This is a genomic window from Streptomyces kanasensis, assembly GCF_043077165.1.
In the GTDB taxonomy this organism is placed as follows: Bacteria; Actinomycetota; Actinomycetes; order Streptomycetales; family Streptomycetaceae; genus Streptomyces; species Streptomyces changanensis.
In genome coordinates this window covers 877,062-892,632 of the sequence record NZ_JBIBSF010000001.1, presented here as the reverse complement: position 1 = coordinate 892,632, position 15,571 = coordinate 877,062, and the positions used below count along the sequence as shown (strand labels likewise).

General features: G+C 77.2%; 12 protein-coding genes and 1 tRNA gene. 7 read left to right on the top strand and 6 right to left on the bottom strand.

The features are described from left to right. Positions 1-249 precede the first annotated feature (249 nt). Entirely contained in the window at positions 250-651 is a 402-nt protein-coding gene (locus tag ACF053_RS03915) for a (2Fe-2S) ferredoxin domain-containing protein (RefSeq protein ID WP_391952331.1), read from the top strand. A 323-nt stretch (positions 652-974) separates the two neighbouring features. Here the strand turns inward: ACF053_RS03915 and fdhD are convergent, their stop codons facing one another. Beyond that, positions 975-1,826, bottom strand: coding sequence for a formate dehydrogenase accessory sulfurtransferase FdhD (gene fdhD / locus ACF053_RS03910; protein WP_391952330.1), 852 nt, complete (start codon positions 1,824-1,826; stop codon positions 975-977). Positions 1,827-2,077: 251 nt separating this feature from the next. Here fdhD and ACF053_RS03905 point away from each other — a divergent pair, with 251 nt between their 5' ends. From ACF053_RS03905 to ACF053_RS03890, 4 genes are all read left to right on the top strand, one after another. Further along, entirely contained in the window at positions 2,078-3,022 is a 945-nt protein-coding gene (locus ACF053_RS03905) for a beta-ketoacyl-ACP synthase III (RefSeq protein ID WP_391952329.1), read from the top strand. A gap of 187 nt (positions 3,023-3,209) precedes the next feature. Beyond that, a tRNA-Leu gene (locus tag ACF053_RS03900) sits at positions 3,210-3,297 on the top strand. 163 nt (positions 3,298-3,460) lie between these two features. After that, positions 3,461-4,399, top strand: coding sequence for a hypothetical protein (locus tag ACF053_RS03895; RefSeq protein ID WP_391952328.1), 939 nt, complete (start codon positions 3,461-3,463; stop codon positions 4,397-4,399). Positions 4,400-4,476: 77 nt separating this feature from the next. Continuing rightward, positions 4,477-5,820 (top strand): hypothetical protein, encoded by a 1,344-nt coding sequence (locus ACF053_RS03890; protein WP_391952327.1) that lies wholly within the window; start codon positions 4,477-4,479, stop codon positions 5,818-5,820. 210 nt (positions 5,821-6,030) lie between these two features. On the opposite strand, the gene ACF053_RS03885 is transcribed toward ACF053_RS03890, so the two are convergent. Next, positions 6,031-6,885: a class I SAM-dependent methyltransferase gene (locus tag ACF053_RS03885; RefSeq protein ID WP_391952326.1), complete on the bottom strand. Its 855-nt coding sequence runs from the start codon at positions 6,883-6,885 to the stop codon at positions 6,031-6,033. 95 nt (positions 6,886-6,980) lie between these two features. Further along, the gene (locus tag ACF053_RS03880; RefSeq protein WP_391952325.1) at positions 6,981-7,673 is read right to left on the bottom strand and encodes a hypothetical protein; all 693 of its coding nucleotides are present in this window, start codon (positions 7,671-7,673) and stop codon (positions 6,981-6,983) included. A 290-nt stretch (positions 7,674-7,963) separates the two neighbouring features. Here ACF053_RS03880 and ACF053_RS03875 point away from each other — a divergent pair, with 290 nt between their 5' ends. Further along, entirely contained in the window at positions 7,964-8,893 is a 930-nt protein-coding gene (locus ACF053_RS03875; RefSeq protein ID WP_391952324.1) for an alpha/beta fold hydrolase, read from the top strand. A gap of 526 nt (positions 8,894-9,419) precedes the next feature. On the opposite strand, the gene ACF053_RS03870 is transcribed toward ACF053_RS03875, so the two are convergent. The 3 genes from ACF053_RS03870 to ACF053_RS03860 form a co-directional block, all read right to left on the bottom strand. Further along, entirely contained in the window at positions 9,420-10,469 is a 1,050-nt protein-coding gene (locus tag ACF053_RS03870) for an aldo/keto reductase (RefSeq protein WP_391952323.1), read from the bottom strand. Between the two features lie 938 nt (positions 10,470-11,407). Further along, positions 11,408-11,623 carry a hypothetical protein gene (locus ACF053_RS03865; RefSeq protein WP_391952322.1) on the bottom strand — a complete coding sequence of 72 codons (216 nt, stop codon included), beginning with the start codon at positions 11,621-11,623 and terminating at the stop codon, positions 11,408-11,410. A gap of 309 nt (positions 11,624-11,932) precedes the next feature. Further along, on the bottom strand, positions 11,933-12,643 hold the full coding sequence (locus tag ACF053_RS03860) for a Clp protease N-terminal domain-containing protein (protein ID WP_391952321.1): 711 nt from the start codon (positions 12,641-12,643) through the stop codon (positions 11,933-11,935). 475 nt (positions 12,644-13,118) lie between these two features. Between ACF053_RS03860 and ACF053_RS03855 the strand changes: the two genes are divergently transcribed. Then, the gene (locus ACF053_RS03855; RefSeq protein WP_391952320.1) at positions 13,119-15,140 is read left to right on the top strand and encodes a hypothetical protein; all 2,022 of its coding nucleotides are present in this window, start codon (positions 13,119-13,121) and stop codon (positions 15,138-15,140) included. The last annotated feature ends 431 nt before the right edge of the window (positions 15,141-15,571 follow it).

The window sequence follows — 15,571 nt, the reverse complement described above, 5'->3', positions numbered from 1 at the left end:
GGGCGGCGCGGTCCTGACCCGTACGGTCCCGAACCGCGCGGTCCTGACCCGACCGGCGCCGGGTCGCGCGCTGACGGGCCGTGCGGTGCCGGGTCGCGCGTTCCCGGCCGGCGTGGTTCCGACCCGTCCGGTGCCGGGTCCCACGCTGCCGGGGCACCCGGCCCCGGCCGGTGAGGCCCGGACCCACCCGGCCCCGCGCCGGAACGCGCCCGGCCGCGCCGCAGTGCCCCACGTCGCGGGCGGTGCCCGGTGACCCGCTGGATACGGCCCGGGGCCGACCGGCCGTGCTCGCTCGTCGTCTGCCGCGGCTGCTGCTGCGGGGACGCGCGCAAGCACCCGGGCACCGACCACGCGGGTCAGCTGGCGCGGCTGCGGCAGGCGGCGGCCGCGTCCGGCGGCCGGCTCACCGTCCGCACCAGCGACTGCCTCGGCCCCTGCGGCCAGGCCAACGTCGTGGTCGTCCAGCCCTCCGGAGAGGCGCGCCGGCGAGGAGCCCGTGCCGCCTGGATCGGCTGGACGCTGGACGACGACTGCCTCGACGACATCCTCGCCTGGGTCGACGCGGGCGGTCCCGGTGTCGCCGAGCCCCCGCCGACCCTCACCCTCCAGATGATCGACCCACCGGTGGAGGCCCGCCGCCGCGCCCGCTGACCCCGGCGCCCCGGCGCCCCGGCGCCCCGGCGGGACCCGCGGGACCCGCGGGACGCCCCGACCTGGCCCGCGCAGGGACCGGCGGGCAGGGAACGCGCCGCGCACGGGATCCGCCGGGTACGGGACCAGGGGTACGGGACCTGCCGGGTACCGGGCGCGGGGTCTGCCGGATACCGCACCCGGTGCGGGCCCTGCCGGGTACGGGACCCGCCGCGCAGGGGACCCCGGGTACGGGACCCGCCGCGCGGGACCCCGGGCGCGCGACCCGCCGCGCAGGGGACCCCGGCGTGGGCCCCGCGGGGCGCGGGCCGGGCGACCGTGGTTCAGGCCCGCAGGGGCGTGCCGTCCGCCCCGACGAGCCGGTGCTCGCCCGCGTACACGTTCATCGACCCGCCCCGCAGGAATCCCACCAGGGTGAGCCCGGTCTCGGTGGCCAGGTCGACCGCCAGCGACGACGGCGCCGACACCGCCGCCAGCACCGGCACGCCCGCCATGACGGCCTTCTGCGCCAGCTCGAACGACGCCCGCCCGGACACCAGCAGCACCGCCCCGGCCAGCGGCAGGCGCCCCTCCCGCAGGGCGCGGCCCACCACCTTGTCGACCGCGTTGTGCCGGCCCACGTCCTCCCGCACGTCCAGCAACTCGCCCGACGGCGAGAACAGCGCCGCCGCGTGCAGCCCCCCGGTCCGTTCGAACACCCGCTGCTCCGTCCGCAGCCGGTCCGGCAGCCCGGCCAGCGTGTCCACCCCGACCGTCAGCGCCGGACCGTCCCCCAGCGAGAACCGGGTCGTCGTGCGCACCGCGTCGAGGCTCGCCTTCCCGCACAGGCCGCACGACGAGGTGGTGTAGACGTTCCGCTCCAGCGTGATGTCCGGCACGGGCACGCCAGCCGCCAGCCGCACGTCGACCACGTTGTAGGTGTTGACGCCGTCCTCGCGCGCCCCGGCGCAGTACACGATGCTCCGCACCTCGTCCGCCGACGCCAGCACCCCCTCGCTCACCAGGAACCCGGCCGCCAGCGCGAAGTCGTCACCGGGGGTGCGCATCGTGACGGCGAGCGGCTTGCCGTTCAGCCGGATCTCCAGCGGCTCCTCGGCGACGAGCGTGTCCGGCCGGGTGGCCACCGCGCCGTCCCGGATGCGGATGACACGCCGCCGTTCCGTGACCCGTCCCATATGCCCGTCCCCTCCGTCGCCCCGCGGTACCGTCCCGGTGGGCATTCTCCCGCACGCCCGTCCCTCAGGCCCCGGCCGACCCCCGGACCCCGTCACGCAGGGTCATCCCCGGTCACTCCCGTGATGTGGCGGACTCTCCAAGTGGCGCGCGGGAATCCTGTCGGATCACGCGACGGGTTACCGGTGAGTCGCTGACCAGACTTGGGGACTCCTGACCATTCGAAAACCGACAGCAGAGGGGGTTCCCGGGCATGACGGGCACTCGTATCGCCGCGCTCGGGCACCACCAGCCCGCCAAGGTGCTCACCAACGACGACCTGACCGCGCTGGTCGACACCAGCGACGAGTGGATCCGCAGCCGCGTCGGCATCCGCACCCGGCACGTCGCCGGCCCCGACGAACCGGTCGACGAGATGGCCGCCCACGCCGCCGCCAAGGCCCTGGCGTCGGCGGGCCTCACCCCGGCCGACATCGACCTCGTCATGGTCGCCACGTCCACCGCGATCGACCGCTCCCCGAACATGGCCGCCCGCGTGGCCGCCCGCCTCGGCATGGCCTCCCCGGCGACCCTCGACCTGAACGTGGTCTGCGCCGGCTTCACCCACGCCCTGGCCACCGCCGACCACGCCGTACGGGCCGGCTCCTCGCGCCGCGCCCTGGTGATCGGTGCCGACAAGATGACCGAGGTCGCCGACTGGACCGACCGGACGACGTGCGTCCTCGTCGGCGACGGGGCCGGCGCGGCGATCGTCGAAGCGGCCCCGGACGGCACCCCGGGCATCGGCCCGGTCCTGTGGGGCTCCGTCCCCGAGCTCGGCCACGCCGTCCGCATCGAGGGCACGCCGCCCCGCTTCGCCCAGGAGGGCCAGGCCGTCTACCGGTGGGCCACCACCCGGCTGCCGCCCATCGCCCGCGAGGTCTGCGAGCGGGCGGGCATCGCCCCCGAGGACCTGGCCGCGATCGTCCTCCACCAGGCCAACCTGCGCATCATCGAACCCCTCGCCCGCCGCATCGGCGCCGTCAACGCCGTCGTCGCCCGCGACGTCGTCGAGTCCGGCAACACCTCCGCCGCGTCCATCCCGATGGCCCTGTCCAAGCTCGTCGAACGCGGCGACGTCCCCTCCGGCGCCCCGACGCTCCTCTTCGGCTTCGGCGGCAACCTCTCGTACGCGGGCCAGATCGTCCACACCCCCTGAGCCCCGGCGCCCCGGACGGGGCCGTCGGCGCACCCTCCGTGACGTCGCGGGGACGCACCGCACGCACGAGCCGGAGTCCTCGCCCGCACCTCCCTGACCACGGGATATGCGGGTGAAGGGCACCCGGAACCCCTGGTAGAGTTATCCATGTCGCCGCGGGGAACACCCCGGGGCGGCGAGACACCTGGTCCGGGTGGCGGAATGGCAGACGCGCTAGCTTGAGGTGCTAGTGCCCTTTATCGGGCGTGGGGGTTCAAGTCCCCCCTCGGACACCAGACGAAAGACCCCACGTGATGTGGGGTCTTTTCGCGTTTCCCGGGCCCCGGTCCCGCCCCCGCGGTGACCGCGGGCCGCATCGCCGTCCTCCCCGGCCCTCCCCGTCCGTAGACTCCGGGCAGGCGGGCACCGCGGTCCGTCGTGCGGGACGGGGGCGGGGCCATGGGTGAGGACGGCGGCGGGTTCCGGGACGTGTGGAGGGCGCCCGTCGCGGAGCGCTGGGCGGGGCGGCGGCCGCTGTGGTGGACCGTCGGCCCGGCGGGTGAACTCGCGGTCCTGCTCGTGCGCCGGCGACAGCTCCGCCGCCACCGCCAGGTCAGGGGCTGGGTCGGGTGGAGCCCCCGGACGCCGTTCGACGGGCTGCTGCTGATCCGCCGCGCCGACGGGTCGGGCGAGCGCCGGTCGCTCGACGGCATCCCGCTCGTACCCAGCCACATCGCCCTCCTGCCCGACGGGCGCCTGCTGCTCGTCGCCGGCCGGGCGCTGCGGGACGACACCACGGGGGAGTGGCGGCCGAACGCCGTCGTGTGGTCCACCGACGGCGCACATGAGAGCGCCGGCTGCCTCGGCGACGACATCCCCGTCCTCGTCACCGACCGCGGCGGGCTCGTCTGGACGGCCCACGGCGACGAGGGCATCCATGGCGGGCACCCGGAGTCCGCTGCCGGCCTCGCCGGGTGGAGCACCGAGGGGCGCGCGGTGTGGGGGCCGCGCGGCCGGCTCCCCGACGTACCGCTGCAGGGGTGCGCCGCCGCCACGGAGGGGGAGCACGTGTGGCTCGTCTGGTACTCCGGCGGCAGCGCCTCGGGGACGTACCTGACGCGCGTCACGCCCGCCACGGGCGAGGTGATCAACCGGCCCAGCCCCGTACCCGAGCCGGACGGGTTCGCCGTACGGGGCGACCGCGCGGTGTTCACGCGGCGCGAGCACGGCCGGCGCGCCGTCGAGGTGGTACGCGCCCGGCTGGTGGACGGCGCGTGGACCGTGACCGCGCGCAGCCGTGTGCGCGTGCCCGGACGCGTCGTCCTGCGCTGCGGCCAGGGCCGCGACGGCGCGCTGTGGCTGCGCGCCGGGGACGCCTGGCTCACCGCCGACGCCTGAAGCCGCCGCGGGGCGGGGACGGCGGCGGGTGGCGCCTCGGCCGCTCGGCGCGCCTGCCCGGGTGACAGGATCGCGGCATGAGGGAGACGGGGGACGTACGGATCGTGCCGGTACTGCTCGGCGCGACGGAGACGCCCGGCAGGGTGCACCGCGCCCCCGGGGGCCGGTTGTCCCTTCGGACGCCGAACCGCCTGGAAGTGCACGACCGTGCGGCGTTCCTCGCGGGGGTCCGCGCACCCGTCGACGCCCTCGACCTGCCACCCGGCGCGCACGCCGGACCCGCACCGGGCGGTGGCTTCGTCGTCGCGGAGGCCGCCCGCGTCCGGGCCGTGGCGCCCGACGGGACGACCCGCTGGGAGCTGCCGCACGACACCTGGCACGGCGGGCACCGCCCGCCCCGGGCACCCGGCGCGCCCGCGCCCGACCCGTCCGGGCGCCTCGTCGCGGTGGCCGTCCCGACCCTGCTGCCGGAGGAGGAGGTCGCCGCACGCGCCGTCGCCGTGCAGGACGGTCCGCCCCGGCGCGGCCACGGCCACGACCGCCTGCTGCTCCTCGACGCCGGGACCGGCACCGTCCGCGCCGAGCAGCCCGTCGCGGCCGTGGCGGGCGCGCTCGCCCTGGAGTGGCACGCGGGCGGCGCCCTCCTCGCGGCGTCCTTCTGGACCGCCTGGTACGGCTGGGCCGGGTACTGGGCGGAACCGTCCGACGGCGGGTTGCGGACCCTCGGCGTCGCCGCGGACCGTCACGAGGTGGTCGGGTTCGTCCCCGGCTCCTCCCGGGTGGTGACCCTGCGCCGCGCCGAGTGGATGGCCGTCGACGACGACCGGTACGAGCTGGCCCTCCACGACGCCCGTGCCACGGCCGGCGCGGTCGCGTCCCCGGTCGCGTCCCTCGACCTCAACGACCTGTCCTGGGACGCCGAGAACGACGACTTCGGGTCGGCGCACGTCCTGGACGGCTCGCACCTGCTGGTCACCGCCGACTGGGTACCCCGCGAAGGCCCCCTGGAGCACACGCACTGGCTGCTGTCGGCGGACACGCTGCGCCCGCTCGGGCGGCTGCGCTACCCCTGCCCGGTCGACGACACCGTCACCCCCCTCGGCGACGGCACCTGGCTCACCCGCGACGGCGACCGGCTGCGGCACTGGCGCCTCGGCGAGGGGTCCCCTCGCTCGTGGTCAGGTCACGGGGCCGCGGCGGCCGGAGGCGCCGCCGGGCGGGCGGCGGAACTGCTCGGCGCGGCCCACGCGGCCCGCGCCGGGGCGGGCGCACCGCTGCCGGCGGCGGAGCGGTACGACGTCGACCGGGTGTGGGCCCGGTGCCTGGCCGCGCTCGGCCCCGGGGCGGCGGCCACGGCGTTCGCCCGCGGCGAGGCGCACGACCCGAAGCGCCTCCCGGCCGCCCTGCCCGCGGACGCCTGACCCGGTACTCGACCGCCGTACGCCCGAAGCGGCCAGGGCCGCGCGCCACCCCGAGGGCCGCGCCCGCCGGCGCCGAGGACGCGGGGGCCGGCGGAAGGGCGACGGGGCCGGGGGAGGGGCCCGGCCATGGGGCTCGGGGAAGGGCGAGGGAGCCTGGTGGAGGGCCGGCCATGGGGCCCGCGGGAAGGGCGGGGGCGGCCGGCGGAAGCCTCAGGCGGCCGGTGGGCGGGTGGCCGTGACGAGGTAGTAGTCGAGGAGCCCGTCCCGGTACGCGCCGAGGAAGTTGCGCGGCCAGGACACGGGCAGGTCCACCCCGGCGAGGAAGCGGTCGAAACCGGGCCACACCGACTCCCCGAGCGACTCGGCCCGGACCTCCACGAGCCCCGCCTCGGCCAGCGCACCGGTCAGCTCGGGCAGCGGGTGCGCCACGTCCAGCCCCGAGGCGAAACTGTCCAGGCGCCGGGCCAGTTCTTCTGCGGCGTCCTCCCGGTCGTCCGGGACGAAGAAGCTCGCGACGGCGACCCGTCCTTTCGGGCGGAGCACGCGAGCGCCCTCCCGGGCGAAGGCGCGCAGGTCGCGGAAGTGCTGGGCGGCCTCCACCGAGTAGAGGTGGTCGAAGGCGGCGTCGGGGAGCGGCAACCGCTCGGCGGCGCCGCGCGCGAAGCACAACCGGTCGGGGGACGCGGCCAGCAGCCCGGCGTTGGCGCGGCGGGCCCGGGCCAGCTGGTCCGGGTGGATGTCGACGCCCGTCACCGCGTCGAAGGCGTACTCCTCCAGGGCGAGGGCGCAGCCGAGGCCCAGCCCGCAGCCGACCTCCACGGCCCGGCCCCGCGGCCGGCCGCCGGCCAGCGCGCCGAGCACCCGCCGGTACAGGTCCCGCTCGCTGCGGACCCGGTCGTCCACCGTGGGGGGCCGCTCCGGGTCGGGCGGGACACCGTCCCAGAGGCCGAAGTTGATGAAGCCGCCACCGAAGGAGGGCACGGAACTCAGGTCCTCGGGCCCGTAGACCGCCCGCACCCTGGACGGCACGCCGTCCACGACCGCCGCCTCGTCGTCACCAGTCATGCGCGTACGGTAACCCGGTGGGCGGCGGGACGGACCGGCGCGGGCACGGATCCGGCCGACGGCGATCGACGGCCGAGGGATCGTCAGCCCGGCGGTCAGTTCCCCCAGTTGGCGATGGACGCGGCGCGGTCGCCCCACCCGAACCGGTTCAGGTCCGGGGTGGTGCAGCCCTTGCGGGCGAAGAACTCGTTGCCCTGCCAGTCGAAGGCGTCGAACAGCGAGACGTCGAAGCGGCACCAGCTGAGCGAGGAGATGACGTCGTTCCAGTTCTGGGTGGAGAGGAAGCCGCGGTGCACCCGGCTCAGGTTCGGGTAGCCCAGGCCGGCGCCCAGGCACTTGACGTCCCCCTGCTCGCCCGCGTCCTCGAAGAAGCACACCCGGTCGGGGAGGGAGTCCGGATTCGACGTGCACACGCGCTCGAACGAGTCGCGCGCGCCGTCCACCCCTTCCCGGGGCGACCCGTCCGCGGTGGCGCGGCGCGCCTCGGCGAGCATCGCCGCGCGGTCGGTGAAGCCCGCGAGCACCACCCCGTCCCCGCTGCCGAGCGGGGTCAGGTGCAGGGGCCCGGCGAGGTCGGCGTGCATGCGCTCCTCGTCCTCGACGGTCTCCCCGTCCAGGACGAGCGGCACGGACGCCGAGAAGACCCGCACCAGCCCGAGCGGGGCGCGCTCGGCGAACAGCTCGCGGGCCGCGGACTCCGTCAGGGGTCGCGGCTCGGGGTCGTCCAGGGCGACGGCCCCGGGCCTCTGCTCCGGGCCGTGGCCCGGGTCGTCGGTCTGGTGTGCCATGGCGCCACCTCCGTCCGTCCCGTCCAGGCTATGCCCGCCGGCGCGGGAGCGCCCGCGCGCGGGCGGGCCCCCGCGACCGCCCCCGTCGGGGGCCGTCGCGCGCGGTGGCCGCAGGGGTGGCGGGGCGAGATGGCGGGTGGCTCGGCGGCCGCAGGGGAGCCCTGGCCGCGATCGCCGACCCTGTCGGGCTCGCCGCGGACCACGGGGCGGGCGGCGCGGCCGGGCGAGGTGGCGCGGGCGGCCGGAAAGGCGCTGGCGGGTGCCATCGGCTCTCATTACCGTGAACGATCATGAAGGAGAACAAGAGCGGCACGCACCGCTCCACGGGTACGCAGCGCATGGTGGCGGCGGGGGGACTCCGCCTGTGGACGGAGGAGTTCGGCGACCCGGGCGATCCGGCCGTACTGCTGCTGATGGGAGCGGGCGCCCAAGGGGTCCAGTGGAACGACGGCTTCGTCGAGCGGCTGGTGGCGGGGGGCCGCCGCGTCATCCGGTACGACCACCGCGACACGGGACTCTCCTCCACGGTCGACTTCGCCACCCACCCCTACACGGTCGCGGACATGGCGGACGACGCGCTCGCGGTCCTCGGCGCGCTCGGCGTCGAGCGGGCGCACCTGGTGGGAGCCTCCCTCGGCGGGGTGATCGCCCAGCGGATCGCCGTCACGGACCCGCACCGCGTGCTCACCCTCACCGCCCTCTCCTCCTCGCCCCTGGGGGCCGACGCCCCCGGCGCCATCCAGCGCGCCCTGGCCGGTGCCCCGCCCCTCCCCGGCGACCTCCCCGCACCCAGCCCGGAGCTGCTCGCGGCCCTCGCCACGACGCTGCCCCGCGAGGGCGCGGACCTGGAGGAGTACCTCACCACCCGGATGCCGCTGTGGCGCCTGCTCCACGGCGGCACCCTCCCGTACGACGAGGACGAGTACCGCGCGATGGAGTCGCTCGTGTACGCGCGCGCCCGCAGCCTCCCGGCCGCGCTCCACCACAGCCTCGCCGGGAGCGCCGGCAGCGGCGGCACCGCCGGCCCGGCCGCCGTGAAGGCGCCGACGCTGGTGCTGCACGGCACGGACGACCCGATGTTCCCGCTCGCGCACGGCGAGGCCGTCGCCGCCGCCGTGCCGGACGCCCGGCTGGTCGTCGTGGCGGGCATGGGGCACACCCTGCCGTCCGTCCTCGACGCCCGGCTGGCGGAGGAGGTGCTGCGGCACACGGCCCCGTGACCGCGCCCGGGCCGAGGGGGGTCACCGGGTCCACCGGATCCACCGGCTGCTCGGGGCCGGGCGGCCGGGGCGGGGCGGTGTCACCGCCGGTGTGTCACCGCCCGGGGTGGTGGGCCGGGAGCGTCGCCCCGGTACCGGGCGGCTGCCGTCCCGGAGCGAAGGAGACCCGCCGTGCCGAACGACGACCCGGCCGAGACCGACGGCCTGCCGGCCGCCGCCCCGGTCGTCGTCCTCGGCGTCGTACCCGCCGACCCGCCGTACCGCGTGGTCGAGATCCGGGGCGACGTCGTCGGGACCGCGCGCGACGTGCCGGACGTCATCCGCCTCGCCCACCACGCGGGCCTGACCCACGTGGACCTCGACGACCCGGCCGTCGTGCGGTGGGCGGGCGGCGGCACGTACCGGCGGCCCCCCGGCGACCGGCTCCGCCGCCGGGCCCACGGCCGGATGCCGCCGGGCGGGCCGCCCACCGTCCGGCCGGACGGGGCCGTGCGCCGGGCGGGCGGGTGGCCCGTCCGGCGGCCGGTCAGGCGGCGGCGCGGGCGGCTCGTGGCCTGCGGCGCAGCCCCGGGTCGGTCAGCGACGGCGGGCTCCAGACGCCGTCGGCGCGGTAGAGGTCGGTCCCGGGCGGGACGATCGCGTCGATCCGGTCGAGGACGTCGTCGTCCAGGACGAGGTCGGCGCCCTTCAACGTGGCGTCCAGCTGCTCCCGCGTACGCGGCCCGACGATCACCGACGTGACCGCCGGGTGTGCCTGCGGGAAGGCGACCGCCAGCTCCGGCAGCGTACGGCCCAGGCCGTCGGCCACCGCGACCAGCTCCTCCACGGCGTCGAGCTTGGCGGCGTTCCCCGGCAGCGCCGGGTCGAAGCGCGCCGGCGTCAGCGCGGCCCGCCCGCTGCCGAGGTCGATCGGGCGGCCCTTGCGGTACGCGCCGGTCAGGAACCCCGACGCGAGCGGCGACCAGGTCAGCGCCCCCATGCCCAGCCGCTCCACGACGGGCAGCACGTGCGCCTCGGCGCCCCGGGCCAGCAGCGAGTACGGCGGCTGCTCGGTGCGGAACCGCATCAGGCCCCGGCGCTCCGCGACGTGGTGCGCCTCGACGATCTCCTCCGCGGGGAACGTCGAGCAGCCGAACGCTCGCACCTTCCCCTGCCGCACCAGGTCGCCGAGGACCGACAGCGTCTCCTCGACGTCGGTGGTGTGGTCGGGCCGGTGCACCTGGTACAGGTCGATCCAGTCCGTGTCCAGCCGCCGGAGGCTCTCCTCCACCGCCCGCACGATCCAGCGGCGCGAGTTGCCGCTCCGGTTGCGCCCCTCGCCCATCGGGAAGTGCACCTTCGTGGCGAGCACGACGTCGTCCCGCCGGCCCCGCAGGGCCTTGCCGACGATGGTCTCCGACTCGCCGGCCGAGTACATGTCGGCGGTGTCGACGAAGTTGATCCCCCGGTCGAGCGCGGCGTGGACGATCCGTACGCAGTCGTCGTGGTCGGGGTTGCCGACGGCGCCGAACATCATGGTGCCGAGGCAGTAGGCGCTCACCTCCATGCCGGTGCGGCCGAGGGTGCGGTAGCGCATGGTCATCTCCCAGTCTGGGCGGGCGGGTTGACGCGGCGGGCCGGAGGCGCGGAGCGGGGCCGCGGGGGTGCGACGTCGGCGACCCTACGAGCTGGAGCGCACTCCAGCGCAACACCCGCCACCGTCCCCGTACCCCCGCCCTGTGCCGCCCCGCCCCGCGCCGCCCGCCCGCCCGTCCGCGGCTGGCCCTGTGCCGCCAACGCCCTGCGCCGGCCCGCCCCGCGCCCCCCCCCCCCCCCGGCGGGCGCGCCCGCCGCCCCCCGGCGGGGCCCCGCCGCCCCCCCCCCCCCCCCCCCCCGCCCCGGCGGGCCGCCCCCCCCCCCCCGGGGGGGGGGGGGTGGGGCGCGGGGGCGTCCAGTGGCGGGCGGGGGAGGGCCGCGTTCCCGAAGTCCTTCTCCGAGGTGCTCGGGGACGGCGCAGCGCGTCACCTGCCCGCGCGGTCGGGGAGTTCGGCTCGAAGAGCGGGGAGAGACGGCCCCCAGGCGGTCGCGCCGCCCAGCCGGCGCAGGGCGGGCGGTCCTCGACGGTCGCCGGCACGCCCGGCAGCTCCGGCGTACCGTCCCTCCGGCGCACGGGACCGCCGTCGCCACGCCGTCCCACGCGCTGCCCGGCACGTCCAGCCGGTCGGCCGCACGTGTGCCGCACGAGGTGGACGGTGGACTGCCCCGTCTCCGCCATCGGTCTGGCGGGTACGCCGGGCTGCAAGGTCGCCGCCCCCGCCCGGGCGGGGGCGTGTCCCGGCCGGACGGCCATCCCGCGCCCGTGGGCGGTGCCGGTCCTCGCTGCCCCGGCCCACCCCGTCGGGGCGGCGTGCGCCGGGGGAGGGGCGCGGAGGTGTGCGTCCGCACGCGGTGCGCGTCCGCACGCGCGGGAGCCGCCAGGGGCCGGTGGCGGCCCCTGACGGCTCCCGGTGCGGCGGGCGCCGCCGGACGGCGGAATTACTCGACCGTCATGTACGCGCCCTCGACCGCGCTGCCGCTGGCGATGATGGCGCCGCCCTGGGACTGCAGGTAGTGCCCCTCCATGGCGCTGAACTCCGCCGCGTGGAAGCGGCCGCCGTGGTCGTCGTCGTACTCACCGGCGGCGGCGGGTGCTGCTCCGACCGCCATCGCGGCAGCGGCCAGCGCGGCGCAGGCAAGGGCCTTCTTGATCATGTGTTCCTCCGGGTCGCGGGGGCGCGCCGCCCGGTCGTTCCGGGCGGTGGGTATTCGGAGTCAGGGGTTCCCTCCCGGTCGCGCGGGGCAGCGCACACCGAGGCGAGCCCACCCTTTCGAGCGGCAGCCGCCTGGCCGGTACCACGGCGGCGGGACCGCGGGGGCGCCGCCGCGCCCGCCGTCGTCCCGCCGCCCCGTCAGGCGCCGTCCCGGTTGGCCCGTCCGGCCGCCCGGGTGCGCCGGGCGGGTGACCGGAGGGGGCGCCGGGCGGGTGACCCGGCGGGGAGGCGGTGGGTGGCCGTCCCGCGGTCAGGACGCGGCCGTGATGTACGCCTCCGCGGCCTGTTTGTCGATGCCGAGGCCGCTGAGCGGCCCGGCGCCGTTCTCGAACTCCAGCTGCGCCAGGAGCAGGTGTCCGGGTCCGACGTACTGGTGGCCGAGGCGCAGGGCCTCGCGGAACGTCAGCTCCAGGACCTTCTTGGCGGTCTGGTCGTACGGGACGAGGGACGGCGGTTCCTCGACCGCCGGGGGCAGCACCGCCGTCGCCGCCCGCCGCACGTCCTCCACCGACACGCCCTGGGCGGTGATGGCGCGTGCGGCCACGGTGTCCGGCTCGCCGACCAGCCCGAGGGTGAGGTGGGCGAGGCCGATCTCGGCGCTGCCCGCGTCCTGTGCGGCCGAGTGCCCGGCCATCACCATCCTGCGGGCCTCCTCGTCGAACCGGCCGAACCCCTGGCTGGGGTCCAGCTCCGTGGGCTCGCCCGGGTCCTTCGGGACGAACCGCTTCTGCGCGGCCTGCCGCGTGACGCCCATGCTCCTGCCGATGTCGGTCCAGGACGCGCCCGAACGCCGCGCCTGGTCCACGAAGTGGCCGATGAGGTGGTCGGCGACCTCGTCCAGGTGGTCGGCGGCGATGACGGCGCTGGACAGCTGGTCGAGGGTGTCGGGGTGGGTCTTCTTGATGGCGCTGATGAGGTCGTCCAGGCGGATGGACGAGGTGGCGCCGTCTGATTGCGTCATGTGTCAACGGTAGGTTGACAGGCGAGGGGTGTCAACCATCGGTTGACGGTGGGTGGATGTGTGGAGTGGCGCCTGATCCGTTGCCGAGAAGGCGCTGCGTCCCATGGAGAACGCCCGAGCCGTCGGGGCGCCTGGGCTCTGGAGACGCCCGACGCCCCGAGGGTCCGAGCGCTGGGAGCGCCCGACGTCCGAGGGCTCGATCCTTGGGGACGCCCGGCCCCAGGGACGCCCGCTCCCTGGGGATGCCTGACGTCTCCGGGAGGCCCGGCGTCCCGGGGCCGGCGCGGGGGCGCGGCGCGCGGTGGGGTGCGGGCGGGGCGGCCGAGTGGGTCGGCCGCCCCGCCCCGAGCGGGTCCGGTCATCACCCGCGGTGGCCCGTCCCGTGGGGGCGGTGGCGCGTAAACGCCGTTGACGGGGTGATCAGCCGCGACATTTGATGCCGTGTCAGCGACTTCCCACCGTACGGACCCGACACATGCGACCTCCCACACCACGCGGGCCGCGCCGCCGCCCGCTCCTCGTCCTGCTCGCGACCCTGCTCGCACTCCTGGCCCCCGCCGGGCCGGCCGGGGCCGCCCAGGCTGCCGAGGCCTGTGCCGACCCCTGGGTGGAGACCTTCGACAGGGCCTCCCTGACCGGGGCGATAGTCGGCGCCACGGTGCACGAGGGACGGGCCTACGTCGTCACGCGCGGCCTCAAGCCCCCGGTGCTCGCCGAGTTCGACCTCGCCACCCGCCGGGTCGTGCGCGAGACGCCGATCCCGGACGGCCCCGCCGCCGGTTCCCCCGAGGGCGCCTGGGCCACCGTGGTCTCGGGCGGCAAGGTGTACATCGGCACCTATCCCGTGCCCGACCTCTACCGCTTCGATCCGGCCACCGGCAGGATCGAACGGCTCGCCTCCTTCGGCGTCAACGGTGGCTTCGTCTGGAGCCTGGCGGCCGCCCCCGACGGCAGGATCTACGCGGGCACGTACCCGCACGGCCGGGTCTGGGAGTACGACCCCGCCGCACGGACCTCCCGGGACCTCGGTGTCCTCGCCGAGGGCGAGCGCTCCGTGCGGGCGCTCGCCGTCGACGCGACCCACGTCTACGCGGGCCTCCTCGACAAGGGCAAGCTGGTGTCGGTCAACCGCTCCACCGGCGCGGTCCGCGTCCTCGCCCAGGGCGCCACCGGCTTCACCGCCGTGTCCGTCGGCCGGACCCGGGTGCGCGCCGCCAGCGGCGACACCCTGTACGACCTGCGGACCGACGGCACCGACGTCCGCAAGGTGTCCCTCGGCGGCGACACCGTCGACGCCTTCGGCACGGCCCCCGACCACACCGCGTACGTCTCCACCCGGCCGAACGGTACCGTCTACCGCTACCGCACCGGCGAGCAGCCGGTGGTGGTGGGCCGCCCCAGGGACCGCGAGGAGACCCGCGGCCTGTTCCTCGACGGCACCGCGCTCACCGGCTTCGCCGGCAGCGGCGGGGTGTGGACCATGGACGTCACGACGGGGAAGGCCGACTACACGGATCTGCTGGAGGCCGGGCTCACCCCCGGCGCCGAGCGGCCCCAGTCGATCCTGCGGACCCCGGACGGCAAGGTCTGGGTCGGCGGCCACTTCTCCGTGACCGTGCACGACCCGGCGCGGCGCACCCGGCACCGCTTCGGGGTGGCCGGTGAGCCCAAGGTGATGGTCCACCGCGGCGGCAAGGTGTACGCGGCGATGTACCCGAGCGGCGAGATCGCCCGCATCGACTCGGCGAAGGGCCACGCCGTCGAGTACCTCGGGCCCCTCGGCCACGGCCAGCAGCGCCCGTGGGACATGGAGTACGACCCGGCGACCGACCGGCTGCTGGTGGCGAGCGCGCCGCTCGGCGCGAACCTCCGGGGTGCCCTGTCGGTCGTCGACCCCGACACCGGGGAGAAGCAGGTGTACGTGGACGTGATCCGCGACCAGAGCCTCATGAGCCTCAGTCTCGGCCCCGACGGGGTGGTCTACCTCGGCGGTGACGTCCTGGGCGGCGGCGGCACCACGCCGACCCGGACCACCGCCGCCGTCGCGGCGTTCGACCTGGCCTCGCGCCGGGTGCTGTGGGAGAGCCCCGTGCCCGACACCCACACCGAGCCCGGCCGCCACAACGAGACCGTCCAGGACGTGAAGTACCACGACGGCATCCTCTACGGCGTGCTCAAGCGCGACCCCGGATGGTTCGCGATGGACGTGCGGACCCGGCAGGTCCTCGGCAAGGGGACGTTGACCGGCTACGGCGAGATCGAGGTGCACCGGGGCGAGGTGTTCACCTCCACCTACCGAGCCGGCGGCAACGTCCACCTGCTGGGCCCCGGCGGCGCGCAGCCCCGGCCGATCGCGACCGGACTCGGCGACGACTGGTACACCAACCCCCAGCTCGCCTTCGAACCCGAGGGCTGGTACGCCTGGGGGCTCGTCGGCCGCGACCTCGCGCGCCTGCGCCTGGACCCGGCCTGCGCGCCGCTCGAGGTCGGTCCCTGAACCGGGCGGGGGCCCGCCGCCGTGCCGGGCCCCCGTCGCGCCGGGCCTCCGCCTCCGCCTCTGCCGCGTCGGGCCTCCGCCTCTGCCGCGTCGGGCCTCGGCCCGCGTCGGGCCCTGCCCGGGCGCGGCGTACCGGCCTCCGTCCGGGGGTGGGTCGCCCGCGCGGGTCTGCCGACGCTGACGAACGGCTCGCCCGTCGCCCCGCCCGTCTCCCCCCGGCCCCCGCCCGTGCGCCTCCGCGGCCTCTGCCGGCACCCCACCCGCCAGAGGCGCCTCCCCGGCTCGCCCACCGCGACACCGCCGGGGCCCCCCCCCGGGGCCCCGGGGGGGGGCCCCCCCCCCCGCCGGGGGGGGGGGGGGGGGGGGGCGGGGCCCGGGGGGGGGGGGGTGGGGGGGGGGGGGGGCGGGGGGAGGGGGGGGGCAGGAGAGCC

Excerpts from the sequence above, each read along its gene's own strand:
- ACF053_RS03865 (WP_391952322.1), bottom strand. The coding sequence starts at position 11,623 with ATGATCAAGAAGGCCCTTGCCTGCGCCGCGCTGGCCGCTGCCGCGATG.
- ACF053_RS03890 (WP_391952327.1), top strand. The coding sequence starts at position 4,477 with ATGAGGGAGACGGGGGACGTACGGATCGTGCCGGTACTGCTCGGCGCG.
- ACF053_RS03870 (WP_391952323.1), bottom strand. The coding sequence starts at position 10,469 with ATGCGCTACCGCACCCTCGGCCGCACCGGCATGGAGGTGAGCGCCTAC.
- ACF053_RS03875 (WP_391952324.1), top strand. The coding sequence starts at position 7,964 with ATGAAGGAGAACAAGAGCGGCACGCACCGCTCCACGGGTACGCAGCGC.
- fdhD (WP_391952330.1), bottom strand. The coding sequence starts at position 1,826 with ATGGGACGGGTCACGGAACGGCGGCGTGTCATCCGCATCCGGGACGGC.
- ACF053_RS03905 (WP_391952329.1), top strand. The coding sequence starts at position 2,078 with ATGACGGGCACTCGTATCGCCGCGCTCGGGCACCACCAGCCCGCCAAG.
- ACF053_RS03885 (WP_391952326.1), bottom strand. The coding sequence starts at position 6,885 with ATGACTGGTGACGACGAGGCGGCGGTCGTGGACGGCGTGCCGTCCAGG.
- ACF053_RS03895 (WP_391952328.1), top strand. The coding sequence starts at position 3,461 with ATGGGTGAGGACGGCGGCGGGTTCCGGGACGTGTGGAGGGCGCCCGTC.
- ACF053_RS03860 (WP_391952321.1), bottom strand. The coding sequence starts at position 12,643 with ATGACGCAATCAGACGGCGCCACCTCGTCCATCCGCCTGGACGACCTC.
- ACF053_RS03880 (WP_391952325.1), bottom strand. The coding sequence starts at position 7,673 with ATGGCACACCAGACCGACGACCCGGGCCACGGCCCGGAGCAGAGGCCC.
- ACF053_RS03855 (WP_391952320.1), top strand. The coding sequence starts at position 13,119 with ATGCGACCTCCCACACCACGCGGGCCGCGCCGCCGCCCGCTCCTCGTC.